Raw genomic sequence first — 15,458 nt, forward strand, 5'->3', positions numbered from 1 at the left:
ATCAGAAAACTATGAGCGAAAAGAAACAAGAATTGCAGGTAGCCGCTTTAGAAAACGGCACTGTCATCGACCATATCCCCTCTGAAAATCTGTTCACCGTAGTCTCTTTACTGGGACTGGAACACATGAGCAACAATATCACCATCGGCTTCAATCTCAAAAGCAAAAAGCTGGGCACAAAAGGCATCATCAAAATTGCCGACAAGTTCTTCTGCGACGACGAGATTAACCGTATAGCCGTAGTGGCACCTAACGTGAAACTCAATATCATCCGCGATTACGAAGTAGTGGAGAAACGTGAAGTGAACTTGCCCGAAGAACTCCGCGGTATAGTGAAATGCGCCAATCCCAAGTGCATAACCAACAACGAACCCATGCCGACGTTATTCCACGTAGTGGATAAAGAGAACTGCGTAATCAGATGCCACTATTGCGAGAAGGAACAAAACAGAGAGGAAATAGAAATAATATGAAAGAAGACTGGAAAGCCGGAACAATGATTTATCCGCTTCCTGCCGTACTGGTGAGTTGCGGAAACACACCGGAAGAATATAACATACTGACAGTTGCATGGACGGGGACGATTTGTACGAACCCGCCCATGTGCTATATATCTGTACGCCCGGAACGGCATTCCTATGATATCCTGAAACGGAATATGGAGTTTGTCATCAACCTCACGACAAAGGACATGGCACGCGCCACGGATTGGTGCGGAGTACGTTCGGGCAAGGATTATAATAAATTTGAAGAGATGCGCCTGACACCGGGAAAAAGTACCGTAGTCAGTGCTCCGCTCATCGAAGAGTCTCCTTTGTGTATAGAATGCCGCGTGAAGGAAATTATGTCGCTCGGTTCGCACGATATGTTTATTGCCGATGTGGTAAATGTGCGTGCCGATAGGCGCAATCTGAATCCGGAAACCGGAAAGCTGGAACTGGCAGAAGCCAATCCGTTGGTTTATGTGCATGGAGGGTACTACGAACTGGGTGAAAAGATCGGTAAATTCGGCTGGTCTGTCGAGAAGAAGAAATAAAATGAACAATTAACGGTTAGCGGTAAGTGATGAACAAAGTTTTTAAATTCTTTATCCTGTGCCTTTTATTCTTTCCTGCCACCTTGCGGGGACAATCCCCTCTTGTGCCCGGCACGGCGGTCGAAGAACCTTTGAACAAACACCATCATGACCGTCCGGTAAACTTCGGTATAAAAGGCGGATTCACCTCTTCCCTATTCCTGGTATCCAATCTCACGTTGAACGGCAGCACTATAAGCGAGGTGCAGAACAACTACAAGATAGGTTATTTCGGCTCCGTCTTTATGCGGATTAATTTCGAACGTCATTTCCTGCAACCGGAAATATCCTACAACATCAACCGTTGCAACATTACCTTCGAAAAACCCACCGCAGATGACGCTCCTTTGGAAATGGCATCCATAACCTCGTCCATCCATAGCGTGGATATTCCCGTAATCTACGGGTATAATGTCATCAAGGAAGGGCCTTACAGCCTGGCTGTGTTCGGTGGCCCTAAATTCCGCTATATCTGGAATAAAAAGAGTGAAGTGACTTTTGAAAATTTCGACCAGCAGGAAATCAATGAAAAACTGCGGCCGCTGAATCTTAGTTTCACTCTTGGAGTAGCCGTCACCATCTCCCGTATTTTCTTTGATTTCCGTTATGATATAGGCTTGCACAACATTTCCCGCAAGGTGACCTATAATGACAGTGCAAACGGAGAAGATTCTCCAACCGACGGAATACGTTTCCACCGCCGGGACAATGTGCTCAGCTTTTCTTTTGGCGTCTTTTTTTAAGAGATAAAGGGAAAAAACTCTTTTTCTGTCAGTTTATTCATTTTTTTACTGTAAATTTGTGCGCTTAATAAGAGAACACAGATTTATCAAATTTATCTAAGTAAGCAAAATGAAAAGAGACGATTTAATTTTCGATATCATCGAAAAAGAACATCAACGTCAGCTCAAAGGCATTGAACTGATTGCATCAGAGAATTTTGTAAGTGACCAGGTTATGCAGGCAATGGGCTCCTGTCTTACTAACAAGTATGCAGAAGGCTATCCCGGCAAACGTTACTACGGAGGCTGTGAGGTGGTAGACCAGAGCGAACAGATTGCTATCGACCGCATAAAGGAAATTTTCGGTGCAGAATGGGCAAATGTCCAGCCCCACTCAGGTGCGCAGGCAAATGCGGCTGTATTTCTCGCCGTACTGAATCCGGGTGACAAATTCATGGGACTGAATCTGGCTCATGGCGGTCATCTTTCACATGGTTCTTTGGTAAACACTTCGGGTATCATATACACTCCTTGTGAGTATAATCTGAATAAAGAAACCGGTCGCGTAGATTATGACCAGATGGAAGAGGTAGCCTTGCGCGAAAAACCCAAAATGATTATCGGTGGCGGTTCGGCATATTCCCGCGAATGGGACTACAAGCGTATGCGCGAAATCGCAGACAAAGTAGGCGCCATCCTGATGATCGACATGGCTCATCCTGCCGGACTGATTGCAGCCGGATTACTGGAAAATCCTGTAAAATACGCTCACATCGTGACTTCTACCACACATAAGACTTTGCGTGGTCCCCGCGGTGGTATTATCCTGATAGGTAAAGACTTCCCCAACCCGTGGGGCAAGACAACTCCGAAAGGTGAGATCAAGATGATGTCACAACTGTTAGACTCAGCCGTATTCCCCGGTATTCAGGGTGGTCCGTTGGAACACGTCATTGCAGCAAAAGCTGTCGCTTTCGGCGAAATCCTGCAACCGGAATGGAAAGAATATGCAGCTCAGGTACAGAAAAATGCAGCTGTACTGGCACAAGCATTAATCGACCGTGGCTTTACTATCGTTTCGGGCGGTACGGACAATCACTCCATGCTGGTTGACCTCCGTAGCAAATATCCCGATCTCACCGGTAAAGTGGCCGAGAAAGCATTGGTATCTGCCGATATCACGGTAAACAAGAATATGGTTCCGTTCGACAGCCGTTCAGCATTCCAGACTTCCGGTATTCGTCTGGGTACTCCTGCCATCACCACTCGTGGTGCTAAGGAAGATTTGATGCTTGAAATCGCAGAGATGATCGAAACCGTTCTTTCGAATGTAGAAAATGAAGCGGTCATTGCCGAAGTTCGCGCACGCGTGAATAAGACAATGGAGAAATATCCGCTCTTCGCATAAAAATAGTAATTTGTAAATAGTAGTTTATTAATGCCGGTTTGTTTTTTCCGGCTGAAGTTATATATGTTTTCGTGAGAATACATATATAGTAGTTAATAATTAAATATGCTTAATCCGTAGTCTTTGTGATAAAGATTACGGATTGCTTTTTTTACGTATTGACTCTAAATTTGTTTTATTGAAAGGGTACTCCTGCAGGCATTTCCGTACTTTTGGCAACAAACAAAATTTATTACTCACTTTAAAAACTTTAATACTATGTCGGAAAATGCTGGAGTTGCCACAGGCAAGATTATGCTGAAAATTGTCGTTGCCCTTTTTAAAGGTGTATGGAATGTTCTTACTTTCGGATTCAGGACATACAAGAATCACCGGGATAAAAAAGATGCTGAAATGCGCGAGCAATTGAGGCAAGTGCAGGCAAATCAAAGTTCTACCAACCCTTAAAATCAAAGATGCTATGAGTGCTACGAACAAAAAACACATGCAGGGAGGAATGGACACCTCCTACAATAATGTAAATACAGACGACGAGAAAAACAAAAAAGCGGAAGAATTATTGTTTGACGCATGGGAAACCGCAGGTTATCATGGACAACCGGGAGAAGACTTCTATCCACGTACAGCCAGGGAAACCAAAAATATGGACGACCTGCTGACACAAGCGGAAGCTGCCGTGGAAGACACATCGGATACGGAACTGATGGACGCCATTGCCGAAACACGGGATGTAGTGGAATGGTCCAAACAACGGCACTGGACATTTGCGTGGTGGATTATTATCTGTGTGGCTATCATGGGATGCTATTATTTCTACCAGGCCGGCAGCGAAGGAGACTATGTGAAAAAGCAACAGGCTCTGACCGAAGACCAAGTGCAAACCCAACTCAACGAGGCCATGGCCCGTCAGGAGAAATATATGGATGATTACAAGAAGACGCTGGCGGTCGATACCATTTCGGAAGAAACGCGTACGTTATATAATAAGTATCTGGAAAGTGCAGCTCAGGAATTGGAAGAACTTCAGAAATATGACGTTAAAAGTTATAAGGAATATCTGGTAGGACGTGCCGATTCCGGAGTATGGCGTGAAAGATGGGAGGCTATCTGGTGTTTTATCTGGATTGCACTTTACATCTTCGCTTGTCGCCCGCGCGGATATATGATTACCAAACGTCGGCGTGAAGACAAGATGGCTACGGGGCTCAAGAAGATATTGTTTGGCATTGCCGGTGCTTTAGTTGGTGCGGCAGGTGCATTGTATGTCACGACGACCATTACGAAATGGAGTGATGGCAGTAAGACAAAAGATGATGACGGACTGATGATCTATGCCATGAAATTCGGTCTCATCGCATTGGCAGTCATCATCGTACTTTGGGCGGCACGTATCGTGATTGTGATTGCGACACTTTTGGGATTGCTACGTAACTACGACTGGAAACAGTTGGCCAAAGACCCGAAAGCAATGTTGAATGATCTGAAATAAGTCCATTCTCTCTCTAACATAAAGTAACTGGTTGAATTTTTGTTTTCAGAAGCGCTATGTATGGGCGAATCATTATTCGCCCATACAAGCGCCGTTACAATACGTGTAGGGAAGAATCATTAATAATCAGCTCAATCCTTCTATATTTCCATCCACAATATCAATATGCATCGCCTGTGGCTCTTTAGGAAGTCCGGGCATACGGAGGATCTCTCCGGCAATGGCCACAATCATTTCAGCACCATTATTGATGACTATATCTTTAATGTGAAACTCGAAATTATTGACCGCACCATATATTTTCGGATCAGCCGAGAAAGAATATTGCGTTTTTGCAATGCAAACCGGATAATGCCCGATACCCATTTTCTCGATCAACTTGATGATTTTGCGCGAATGAATGCTGTAAGTCACCACACTGGCGCCATAAAGATTGCAAGCTATCTTCTCTATCTTCTGCTCTACACTGTCCCCCTCATTATAACTGAAGTTCAATGGTTCGGAAGGTTTATTCTCAATAGTATCCACTACCAGTTCAGCAAGTTCCACAGCTCCCTCTCCCCCATCTGCAAAAGCATTGTTGACGGCAAAGCCTACACCTAACTTTTCTTTGCAATGGCGTCGGATAGCTTCCACTTCTTCATCCGTATCCGTGGCAAAACGGTTGAAAGCAACAATTACCGTCTGACCGAACGAACGCAGATTGCGTATGTGTTTATCAAGATTTCCAAACCCTTGCTGCAATCCCTCCATATTAGGTTCTTTGATACGGTCGAGACTGACACCACCATGCATTTTCAAACCCTGGGCAGTGGCAACAATCACCGTCAGTTTGGGTTGCAGACCACTCTTACGGCATTTGATATTATAGAATTTCTCTGCACCAAGGTCAGCTCCGAAACCGGCTTCCGTCACCACATAATCCCCGAAAGTCATTGCCATCTTCGTAGCAAGAATGGAGTTACAACCATGGGCAATGTTAGCGAATGGACCACCGTGAACAAAAGCAGCCGATCCTTCGGTGGTCTGAACCAAGTTCGGATTTATGGCATCTTTCAGCAAGACGGTAATAGCGCCGGCTACACCTAACTCTTTCACAGTAAACGGGCAACCATCAAAACGAAATCCCAGAATTATATTCTCAATCCGTCGTTTCAAGTCATCCACATCCGTTGCCAGGCAAAGAATGGCCATAATCTCGGATGCCGGAGTGATATCGAAGCCCGATTCCTCTGTTATGCCGTTCGTGCTGGGGCCTAAACCTGTGACGATGCTACGCAAAGAACGGTCATTCACATCAAGCACGCGCCGCCAGATGATTTCTTTCAGCCCGAAGCCATCCGACTGATGTTGGTACAGATAATTGTCGAGCAATGCGGATATCATGTTGTGCGCTGATGTAATGGCATGGAAATCTCCCGTAAAATGCAGGTTTATCTTCTCCATAGGAAGCACCTGGGCATATCCGCCGCCTGCCGCACCGCCCTTCATTCCGAAACAAGGTCCCAGCGAGGGTTCACGCAAAGCCACAATGGCTTTCTTTCCAATCTTGTTCAGTCCCAATGTCAGACCGATGGAAACAGTCGTCTTACCTATACCTGCTTTGGTGGCCGTGATAGCCGTAACCAGTATCAGGTTGCTCTTTTTCACCTTTTCCTCATCAATCAGATGAGTAGGGATTTTAGCAATATACCGTCCGTAATTTTCTACTTCCTCACGTGGAATACCTACACTCTCGGCTACCTGCTTAATCTTTTTCAGCTCTATGCTGCGGGCTATTTCAATGTCTGATTTCATACAGAATATCTCTTTTTAGTAACAACTTCTTTTCATGAAACTGCAAAAGTACGAAAAAGAGTGCAGATAGCAAACATCTCTTACCTCACAGTCTTGCTCTCGGTCAAAATATATCCGTCCATCATCCGTATAATCCGTCCGGCTTCCCGGGCATTTTCCTCGGAGTGGGTAACCATGACAACTGTAGCCCCGTCCCGGTTCAGTTCTTTCAGGAGGCTCATCACTTCGTTGCCATTCGTCGAATCCAGATTTCCCGTAGGCTCATCGGCAAGGATAATGCGGGGATTGGTGACAATGGCACGGGCTATGGCAACACGCTGTTGCTGACCACCGGAAAGCTGTTGCGGATAATGCTCTGTGCGATGGGCTATCTGCATACGTTCCAAAGACTCATTGACACGCCTGACGCGTTCGCGGGCAGAAACTCCTGCATAAAGCAACGGAAGTTCCACATTCTCGAAAACCGTGAGTTCATCTATCAGGTTGAAACTCTGAAACACGAAACCGAGATTCCCATTGCGCAAATCCGTACGGTTGTTTTCGGAATAGCGGGAAACTTCCCGGCCAAGAAACCAAAGTTCACCGGAGGTGGGATTATCAAGTAAGCCTATCATATTCAGTAGCGTCGATTTACCGCAACCGGAAGGTCCCATGATGGCGACAAACTCTCCCTGATTGATTTCCAGATTTACTTCATTCAGCGCGGTAGTCTGTACACTTTCCGTACGGAATATTTTGCTGAGGTTGACTGTCTTAATCATAATCGTATATTGTATTTTTTAATATTCATTTATTCATATCTCAAAGATTCCACCGGATTTTGCGAAGCTTTCCGCCAGGTCTGCCCAAGCACTGTAAGCAAAGTAATGCCTGCAATGACTGCTCCCGCCAAGACGAACAACCACCAGCTTATTGCAGTCTGATAGGCAAATTCACTGAGCCAACGGTGCATAAGGTAGTACCCGATGGGGCATGCCACGACAAAGGCAATCCCCACCCAACGCAAATATTCCAAACAGAACATCTGCACAATGCGATCGGAATGGGCGCCATTCACTTTCCGCACACCTATTTCTTTCGTCCGTTGCTCTGTGGAGAGAGTGACCAGGCCAAATACACCCAGCATAGCTATGACAATGGCGATGAAAGTGAAGAAAAGCAGCATCCGGCTTTGTTGTTGCTCTTTAGCATAATTCTTATTCAAAGCATCAGAGAAGAATTGATAATTGAATTCTTTCACGAAAAGATCATCACGCACCGCCCATTCTTCAAATTTAGCCTGAATATATTTCAACGTTTCCGGCTTGTATTCCGGGGCTATTTTAATATACATAAAAACCAACGCTTCAGGGCTGTAATAGATGAAAGCCGGTTTCATTTTCTCACGCAACGACTGAAAGTTGAAGTCTTTTACTATGCCTACAATGCGATATTTGCTAACCCAACCCGATTCTTCATGAGAAATCTCCATACCTATCGGATTTGCCACTTTCATTGCTTTCCAGGCTGTTTCATTAATAACAACTGTTGATTCAACCGGGTCTATTTCATCTCCTTGTTTCCAATAGTCTTCAAAGTCCGAATTCATCAGTTCACCTTTCAGTAAATTCAATCCGAAAGTCTCTACAAAATTGCCGTCTGCCCATATTTCTACCATTTTCAATGAATCCGTTTTCCCGTCCATATCCGTCCAGGTAATTGATTTTCCATCCTTCGTTTCTTGATTCTCTTCTCCAAAACTTTCAATAGGCGACCCCATCGAAATACTTTTGATTGCGGGGTTTCTCAATAAATCCTGTTTAAAATCGGCTACATCATACCACAAACTGGTATAAATGGATACGATATTTTCCTTGTCAAGTCCCAGATCCCGGTTTTTCATGAAATGCAGTTGTTTCAAGACAATGGAAGTCATGAGCATCAACACCAAAGCTATAAAAAACTGTATACACACCAGGCTTTTGATCAGTCCACCTTTCTTACCCGTTTTCCGCCCGCCTTTGAAGGCAAGCAACGGATTGACGGAGGAAAGATAAAATGCCGGATAAGAACCCGCCAAACAACCTACTCCCAAAATACCAAATAAGATATAGAAAATCACATTCCAGTTCATACTCAATGTTAAGTCTGCTCCCATGGCTCGATTAAACAGGGGCAGCATAAGTTCGGTCAGTGCCAAAGCAAGCACCAAAGATATGAACGACTGAACCAGACTTTCCGAAAGGAACTGTGTAACCAAGGTTTTCCTTTTAGCTCCCGTCACTTTACGTACGCCTATTTCTTTATAGCGGAGCGATGCCCGTGCAGTAGAGAGCGTCATAAAATTGAATGCCCCCATAAAGATCACTAAAATGGCTAATACCGCAAATAAGTAGATAGTGGCAACACTGCCGTGATTCTTTATATATGTATCGGGAAAGGTGGTGCGTAGATGAATATCCCGCACCGGTTGAAAGCGCAGCAATGCACGCTTGTCACTGAATTTTCTGAGAGCACGGCTCATTGTTTTTTGTTCCCCGCGATATAGTTTTCCATCGTCACCGGGCTTCATCTTTACATACACCTGCACCTCTCTCTGACTTTTATTCCAGTCCAAATTCATAATATAGAGGCCATACCCCTCCATCGGAAGAGCCACATCAAAGCGGATATGACTCTTCGCTGGAATCTTCACCACTGCAACGATATTATAGGTATCTTTAAAACCTGCTCCACTCCTGGTTACTTTCTGCCCAATAGCCGAAGCCCTTCCGAAAAGTTTGCGAGCCATTGATTCTTCCAGAACAATGTTATCAATGTTGTCATTTATGTGTTCCGGATTACCTTCCACTACCTGAAAAGGGAAAATGCTAAAGAAAGTAGAATCTACATGAACGGCATTGCCACTGATTTTTTTCTCAGCTTCCGCCTCCAATGTCATGTCTCCCCGATAAAGAATAGAAGTTGCGTCTTCAACTTGTGGAAAATCTGCTTTGAAAACCCCTACGAGCGAACGGGCTGTTCCCGGAGATTCTCTTATTTCCCCGCTTGCATCCCGGCTTACTTCTATCGTCCGGTAAATGCGGTCGGCAGCCGGGAAACAATCATCATACGTCAGTTCATTCACCACCCACAGGTATATGAGGAAGGCAGCCGTCATACCGAATACAAAGCCCAGCATATTAATGGAAGAGAACAGGAAACTCCTCTTTATCAACCGGAGTGCTACTTTTATATAGTGCTTTATCATATAATTAAATATTAAGAAGTGTTTTTATCATTCCACAGATATCAGTACTAACTCGTCATCCGATACATTTTTCCCTTCCGGAAGGTTCGGCATATTTTCTTTTATCCATTTCCCGTTCACATAAGAAAGAAGGGTATTTCCAGCAACTAACTTAGGATAGAATGAAGTCTCCTGTTCGTTTCCGGCAGATATAGATGGATAATTCAAATCTTTACCCTCTTTTTCCGTAGGTAAAGAAAAGAACTCTTTAGAGGCTTTATCATATATCAAGGAGTAAAGGGAGACCTGCTTGTCTTTACGAGCATTGGAAGAATCAAAACCTTTAGTTATACGGATAAACAAAAAACGATCCGTTTCGAGCCAGCTGGTCACAAAATAATCCTCATCCAGATTATTGGACAGGCTTCCGGTCACCTTTTTCCCATCGGGACGACGAAGGGTACCAAAGTCCAGCTTGTAGGCAGCCCTCAGAGTAGATGCATCTTCTAAATAATAAACCGTATTGTCATAGGCCATACGGATATAAGTCCTGTTCCGATAAACATAGGTATTTCCTTTCTCTCCTGACCTGTATGTGCCTTTCGGAGTGTAATCAGAATCGCCTTCCGGAGCAAAACAACATAATGTATCTCCTTTGAGTCCCATGGTATAAAAGCATCCTGAAAAGGCGGCATATTTAATGAACCCTTCCTTAAATCCATTAAAAAAACTGTCGAAACTCATTTTTTTATCCAAGGGGAGTTTGCTTGTCACATCATCAGGCGTCCAGGAAGCAGAGGCGGTAACCATAGCAGTAAAAGGAAGAAATGCAACCTGGTTTCCAATTCCCTTATCAAGGGATAAATAGCAACAGCGAAGCTGGTCGGACGAAGTGTCATAATAAGTATGGGTAATCATTTGGTGAGGGTTCAATGACATACTTCCGTTATGCTTTTTACATTCTACATCATTCTTGAACAACTGTTTGATGTGCTTAAAGTCCTGACTTAATAGAAACAATCCTTGCAAGGCAGCCAACACATATTGGTTTCCAACCGGAGTTATTTCTCCAACTATATCTTGCACAAGCATGGCGTCCACTCCGGTAAAGTGAAACTGCATTTTACCAAAGTCCTCTACTTTCACAGAACGTACATTCTTCAAAGCAGCCGGTACATTTAGGATGACAGCTCCATCTTTCTGTATTTTCGGCTTATATTTGATACCAGCCGGTGGTACAAAGTCATCCGGAAACGCATTGACAGAAGCAGTTACCGCCTGAGGTGCGGCATCCTGATCCGTTGTTGTCCGCTCACTGAGTTCCTTCGCCGCTTCTTCCTTACTCATACCGGGATTTTTAGATCCGCAAGCTGTGCAGAGACCTATTAATGTTAGATAAAAGAGAGTTTTACTTTGCATAATTTCACTTTATATTAAGATTCTTCCATGAAAGTTTCGCAAGAACTATACCGAAATTATATTTCACTATTTATCAAGTGTTTAATAAATCCCACACTACGTAAAATTGCACGATATCGTACACCAAATGCACGCTTCCGTACACTCCTTTCTCAGAAACTTTCTCTATCTTTGCATCTATTCAGGTACATGTACGAACAGACTTGCCCGAAACTGCCGTTTGCGGTATAATAAATTAATCTTTCCGAGTATGATGAAACGAGGCCAAATACTGATTGTAGACGATAATGAAGATATTCTTTTCACCTTGAAAATGCTGTTACGCCCCATTGCGGAAAGCATTACGACCTTGAATGACCCGCGAGAGCTGTTGCCTCTCATCTCCCGTTCCCACTTTGATACCATCTTGCTCGATATGAACTTCCGTCGGGATGCGGTCAGCGGGAAAGAAGGTTTCCACTGGCTGGAAGAGATACTGAAACTGGACGCAAAGGCGGTGGTCATTTTCATTACGGCTTATGCCGATACGGAAAAGGCGGTACAGGCCATCAAGCAAGGTGCCACCGACTTCATCGCCAAGCCCTGGCAAAACGAGAAACTGATAGCGACCATATCTGCTGCCCTGCAACTCAGTTTCAGCCGAACGGAAGTAGAAACTCTGAAACAACAGAAAGAAACCTTGAAAGAGCAGGCGGAAGCTTTGACCCTTCCCACCGAACCGATACGCGTAATCGGTGAGTCAGCCGCTATGCAGGCTATTTTCCAAACGATAAAAAGGTTCTCCGATACTGATGCAAACCTATTGTTATTGGGTGAAAACGGAACAGGAAAAGATTTGCTGGCACGCTACGTGTACGAACAATCCCCTCGCAAAAACGAAGTGTATGTACCTATCGACTTAGGAAGTATTCCGGACACATTGTTTGAAAGTGAATTGTTCGGGTATGAGAAAGGCGCATTCACCGATGCCCGGAAGAACAAGCCGGGACGTGTGGAAATCGCATCAGGCGGTACGCTGTTTCTGAATGAAATCGGCAATCTGAGCCTTCCGCTTCAGGCAAAGTTACTCTCGGTTATCGAACAAAGAAGGAGTTCAAGGCTTGGTTCTACAACTTCTTATCCTGTAGATGTAAGATTGATTTGCGCCACAAATACAGATTTGTATAGTGCCATCGACAGCGGACAGTTCCGACAGGATTTGCTTTACCGTATCAATACGATTGAAATCCGTATTCCGCCTTTACGGGAACGTGGAAATGACTTGTTCCTATTGGCCGACTTTTTCCTGCAACGCTACCGGAAGAAGTATAAGAAGGAACTTCGGGGCATTTCCAAAGAAGCGCGCAAGATGTTGCAGCTTTACCGCTGGCCGGGTAATGTGCGTGAACTGGAACACGCCATCGAACGCGCCGTTATCCTCTCTACGGGTAATATGCTGGCTCCGGGCGATTTTATGTTGCGCACTCCCCAAGCATCCAATACCGTTTCTGAAAAAGACAAGTATAATCTGGAACGGCTGGAAAAAGATACAATAAATGAAGTTCTGAGGACATGCGGCGGCAATATTACGTTGGCTGCGGAAATGCTGGGAATCACGAGGACATCACTATACAGAAGGATCGAAAAGTTCGGATTATGAAAAGGCAGACTTGGATAAAGACCCCTCTTTGGCTCACAGTTGCGTTGCTGGTATGTTGTCTCATTTCAGCCTGGCTGGCTGTGCACGGCTTTTATTTTAGCCTGTTTGTGGCCCTCTGCCTCACAGCGTTCGTTGCTCACAGTATATATAGGTATATCCTACGTTCCGCCCGTGCCATGGCCCAGTTCATCTGGTCTGTGCGCTATTCGGAGTTTCTATCCTCTTCCACCTCCAATCCGAATACCACCCAACCCCTTCCCGAAGAATTACTGGCAGAGATGCAGGATGCACTCGAACATTATCGCAGTAATCTGCAAAAGAAAGAGAGCCAGTTGCAATACTTTCAAGCTCTTGCCAATCATATAGACATGGCAATCCTCGTCTACACTCCCGACGGGCAGATGGAATGGATTAATGAAGCGGCCAAACGCCTGATACATAGAGAACATCCGCGAACCGTGGATGACTTGGCGGATTTCCATCCGGATTTGCCCGCCAAACTGCACACACTGAAAGCGGGTGATCTTTCTGTCTGGCAAATAAAAGAGGAAGAGGAAACCGTGCAGCTTGCCCTTTCGGGCATGGAATTTATCATTCAGGGCCGGAAATTGTTAATTGCCGGAATGAAGAACATCCACTCTGCACTGGACAGCCGCGAAACGGAGGCGTGGCAAAAACTGATCCGTGTGCTGACGCATGAAATCATGAATTCCATCACTCCCATCATTTCGCTGACCGAACTGCTTACTAAATATGCCGATGGCCTGGAAGGTGACGAAGAAACCAAGACAGAAATAAAACAGATGCTGCAAACTATCGGCCGCCGGGGAAGCGGACTGGTGCGCTTCATGAATAGCTACCGGGAGGTCTCCCACCTGCCGCAACCTTTACTGAAGCTTTACAGTGCAGAAGAATTGCTGGGGGAAACGGTCCAACTGATGCAGAATGAAACAAGTGATCTGCATCTCTCTCTGCCTGCCGTTACACTGCGTTTCATTGCGGATAAGGAACAGATAGAGCAGGTTCTTATCAACCTGATACGGAATGCCCGCGAAAACGAAGCGACACAAATCACTCTTTCCGCGGGCATCACTCCAGGAAATCATCTTTTCCTGCGTGTTACTGATAATGGAACCGGTATCGAACCGGAAGTGCAGGAACGCATCTTCATTCCTTTCTTCACCACCAAACCGACCGGTTCGGGTATCGGATTGACTATCTCCCGACAGATTATGCACCAACATCACGGAAGCATTGCAGTGCAGTCAAAGTTAGGAGAAGGAAGTACGTTTACGCTTCGGTTTCCGGTAGTTTGATACTTCCAGAAGCGGCAGTGTGTCAAAAACTCTGAAGAGCTAAATGATAGTGATTTTTACTTTTGACATACTCCCGGCTTTATTATAATGCTTTTTTATACAAATCCAGAATAATCTCCTTCGTCACTTCACGAGGATTACCCGGTGTGCAAACATCAGCAATGGCAGCAGTAGCCAGTTTGTCGAGGTCACTTTCCTTGATGCCCAGTTCGGAAAGATGTTGCGGTATGCCTACCCTTACCGACAGCGCCCTCACGGCATCTACGGCAGCACGGGCAGCTTCTTCCTTGCTCATACCTTCCTTATATACATTCATCGCTTTGGCAATCTCCATGTATTTATCGAGTGCGGCAGGTGCATTGAATTCCATGACGACAGGCAACAGCAACGCATTGGCCACACCATGAGGAATATCGAAAATAGCACCCAACGGGTGCGCCATGCCGTGAACAACTCCCAGACCTACGTTTGAGAATGCCATTCCGGCAATATACTGCGCCACAGCCATACCGTTACGGGCTTCGGCATTGGTCGGCTCAAACACTGCCGTCTCCAGATAGCGGGTAATCATTTCGATAGCCTTAATCTCGAACATATCGCTCATTTCCCACGCTCCTTTGGTTATCAAGCCTTCGATGGCGTGCGTCAGTGCGTCCAATCCGGTAGAAGCGGTCAGTCCTTTAGGCAGAGTGTACATCAATTCGGCATCTACGATGGCGATTGCCGGAATGTCGTTCGGGTCTACACATACCATTTTCTTTTCATTCACCTCGTCGGTAATCACATAATTGATGGTTACCTCGGCAGCAGTTCCCGCAGTGGTGGGCAATGCAATGATGGGCACGGATTTCTTTTTAGTGGGTGCCACGCCTTCCAGAGAGACCACGTCACTGAATTCGGGATTATTGGTGATGATACCGATAGCCTTTGATGTGTCGATGGAAGAGCCACCGCCAATAGCAAGTATGAAGTCGGCTCCGGATTCGGCAAATGCTTTCACACCCGCATTTACATTGCTCACCGTCGGATTGGGTTTAATGTCGCTGAATACGGTGTAAGGAATACCGGCCTTGTCCAGTACGGACAGTACTTTGTCGGCCACACCGAATTTAATCAAATCTTTGTCGGTCGATACAAAAGCTTTTTTCAAGCCGAGACGTTTAATTTCCTGCGGGAGCACTTCGCGGGCACCCGGTCCGAAGTAGGACACTTCGTTCAAGACAAATCTGTTAATCATAATACGTTCATTTAAGTTCCGCACTTCTTTAGTGTTGATTTTGCGGAAGGTTGATACTTCATTTTGTTTCCGACAAAATTAGGAAATATACGGTAAGGAGAGGCAAAACATTCTGATTTTTATAGTATGCAGAATGCTTTTAGCGGGC

Annotated in this window: 13 protein-coding genes; 8 read left to right on the top strand and 5 right to left on the bottom strand. The window is 45.2% G+C overall.

The features are described from left to right. Positions 1–11: 11 nt before the first annotated feature. From pyrI to BUC01_RS10830, 6 genes are all read left to right on the top strand, one after another. A complete protein-coding gene (gene pyrI, locus BUC01_RS10805) occupies positions 12–473 on the top strand; it encodes an aspartate carbamoyltransferase regulatory subunit (protein WP_025832645.1) in 462 nt (153 codons plus the stop codon). Next, complete coding sequence (locus tag BUC01_RS10810; protein WP_025832643.1) at positions 470–1,036, top strand: flavin reductase family protein; 567 nt, start codon at positions 470–472, stop codon at positions 1,034–1,036. The genes pyrI and BUC01_RS10810 overlap by 4 nt, the downstream gene beginning before the upstream one ends. Before the next feature lie 29 nt (positions 1,037–1,065). Further along, positions 1,066–1,818: a porin family protein gene (locus BUC01_RS10815; RefSeq protein ID WP_025832642.1), complete on the top strand. Its 753-nt coding sequence runs from the start codon at positions 1,066–1,068 to the stop codon at positions 1,816–1,818. Positions 1,819–1,927: 109 nt separating this feature from the next. After that, complete coding sequence (gene glyA / locus BUC01_RS10820) at positions 1,928–3,205, top strand: serine hydroxymethyltransferase (RefSeq protein ID WP_025832640.1); 1,278 nt, start codon at positions 1,928–1,930, stop codon at positions 3,203–3,205. Between the two features lie 258 nt (positions 3,206–3,463). Beyond that, positions 3,464–3,652, top strand: a complete 189-nt coding sequence (locus BUC01_RS10825; protein ID WP_025832638.1) for a hypothetical protein — start codon at positions 3,464–3,466, stop codon at positions 3,650–3,652. 13 nt (positions 3,653–3,665) lie between these two features. Further along, on the top strand, positions 3,666–4,694 hold the full coding sequence (locus BUC01_RS10830) for a hypothetical protein (protein WP_025832636.1): 1,029 nt from the start codon (positions 3,666–3,668) through the stop codon (positions 4,692–4,694). A gap of 126 nt (positions 4,695–4,820) precedes the next feature. Here BUC01_RS10830 and BUC01_RS10835 read toward each other — a convergent pair whose 3' ends face one another. The 4 genes from BUC01_RS10835 to BUC01_RS10850 all read right to left on the bottom strand — a co-directional run bounded on the left by BUC01_RS10835 (position 4,821) and on the right by BUC01_RS10850 (position 11,046). Beyond that, a complete protein-coding gene (locus tag BUC01_RS10835; RefSeq protein ID WP_073313712.1) occupies positions 4,821–6,491 on the bottom strand; it encodes a formate--tetrahydrofolate ligase in 1,671 nt (556 codons plus the stop codon). Positions 6,492–6,571: 80 nt separating this feature from the next. Then, positions 6,572–7,252, bottom strand: coding sequence for an ABC transporter ATP-binding protein (locus tag BUC01_RS10840; protein WP_025832634.1), 681 nt, complete (start codon positions 7,250–7,252; stop codon positions 6,572–6,574). A 29-nt stretch (positions 7,253–7,281) separates the two neighbouring features. Continuing rightward, positions 7,282–9,720, bottom strand: coding sequence for an FtsX-like permease family protein (locus BUC01_RS10845; protein WP_025832632.1), 2,439 nt, complete (start codon positions 9,718–9,720; stop codon positions 7,282–7,284). A 27-nt stretch (positions 9,721–9,747) separates the two neighbouring features. Further along, positions 9,748–11,046 carry a DUF4933 domain-containing protein gene (locus BUC01_RS10850; RefSeq protein ID WP_025832630.1) on the bottom strand — a complete coding sequence of 433 codons (1,299 nt, stop codon included), beginning with the start codon at positions 11,044–11,046 and terminating at the stop codon, positions 9,748–9,750. A gap of 325 nt (positions 11,047–11,371) precedes the next feature. On the opposite strand from BUC01_RS10850, the gene BUC01_RS10855 reads away from it, so the two are divergent. Both BUC01_RS10855 and BUC01_RS10860 read left to right on the top strand, forming a co-directional pair. Further along, positions 11,372–12,757, top strand: coding sequence for a sigma-54-dependent transcriptional regulator (locus BUC01_RS10855; RefSeq protein ID WP_034524392.1), 1,386 nt, complete (start codon positions 11,372–11,374; stop codon positions 12,755–12,757). Continuing rightward, positions 12,754–14,073 carry a sensor histidine kinase gene (locus tag BUC01_RS10860; protein ID WP_073313714.1) on the top strand — a complete coding sequence of 440 codons (1,320 nt, stop codon included), beginning with the start codon at positions 12,754–12,756 and terminating at the stop codon, positions 14,071–14,073. The genes BUC01_RS10855 and BUC01_RS10860 overlap by 4 nt, the downstream gene beginning before the upstream one ends. Before the next feature lie 82 nt (positions 14,074–14,155). On the opposite strand, the gene fucO is transcribed toward BUC01_RS10860, so the two are convergent. Beyond that, entirely contained in the window at positions 14,156–15,310 is a 1,155-nt protein-coding gene (gene fucO / locus BUC01_RS10865) for a lactaldehyde reductase (protein WP_073313716.1), read from the bottom strand. Positions 15,311–15,458 lie beyond the last annotated feature (148 nt).

The organism is Bacteroides stercorirosoris, from assembly GCF_900142015.1.
Lineage (GTDB): Bacteria > Bacteroidota > Bacteroidia > Bacteroidales > Bacteroidaceae > Bacteroides > Bacteroides stercorirosoris.

What these genes read in the sequence shown, in the direction of transcription:
- pyrI (WP_025832645.1), top strand. Translation starts at nt 12, where the DNA reads ATGAGCGAAAAGAAACAAGAATTGCAGGTAGCCGCTTTAGAAAACGGC.
- BUC01_RS10810 (WP_025832643.1), top strand. Translation starts at nt 470, where the DNA reads ATGAAAGAAGACTGGAAAGCCGGAACAATGATTTATCCGCTTCCTGCC.
- BUC01_RS10815 (WP_025832642.1), top strand. Translation starts at nt 1,066, where the DNA reads ATGAACAAAGTTTTTAAATTCTTTATCCTGTGCCTTTTATTCTTTCCT.
- glyA (WP_025832640.1), top strand. Translation starts at nt 1,928, where the DNA reads ATGAAAAGAGACGATTTAATTTTCGATATCATCGAAAAAGAACATCAA.
- BUC01_RS10825 (WP_025832638.1), top strand. Translation starts at nt 3,464, where the DNA reads ATGTCGGAAAATGCTGGAGTTGCCACAGGCAAGATTATGCTGAAAATT.
- BUC01_RS10830 (WP_025832636.1), top strand. Translation starts at nt 3,666, where the DNA reads ATGAGTGCTACGAACAAAAAACACATGCAGGGAGGAATGGACACCTCC.
- BUC01_RS10835 (WP_073313712.1), bottom strand. Translation starts at nt 6,491, where the DNA reads ATGAAATCAGACATTGAAATAGCCCGCAGCATAGAGCTGAAAAAGATT.
- BUC01_RS10840 (WP_025832634.1), bottom strand. Translation starts at nt 7,252, where the DNA reads ATGATTAAGACAGTCAACCTCAGCAAAATATTCCGTACGGAAAGTGTA.
- BUC01_RS10845 (WP_025832632.1), bottom strand. Translation starts at nt 9,720, where the DNA reads ATGATAAAGCACTATATAAAAGTAGCACTCCGGTTGATAAAGAGGAGT.
- BUC01_RS10850 (WP_025832630.1), bottom strand. Translation starts at nt 11,046, where the DNA reads ATGAGTAAGGAAGAAGCGGCGAAGGAACTCAGTGAGCGGACAACAACG.
- BUC01_RS10855 (WP_034524392.1), top strand. Translation starts at nt 11,372, where the DNA reads ATGAAACGAGGCCAAATACTGATTGTAGACGATAATGAAGATATTCTT.
- BUC01_RS10860 (WP_073313714.1), top strand. Translation starts at nt 12,754, where the DNA reads ATGAAAAGGCAGACTTGGATAAAGACCCCTCTTTGGCTCACAGTTGCG.
- fucO (WP_073313716.1), bottom strand. Translation starts at nt 15,310, where the DNA reads ATGATTAACAGATTTGTCTTGAACGAAGTGTCCTACTTCGGACCGGGT.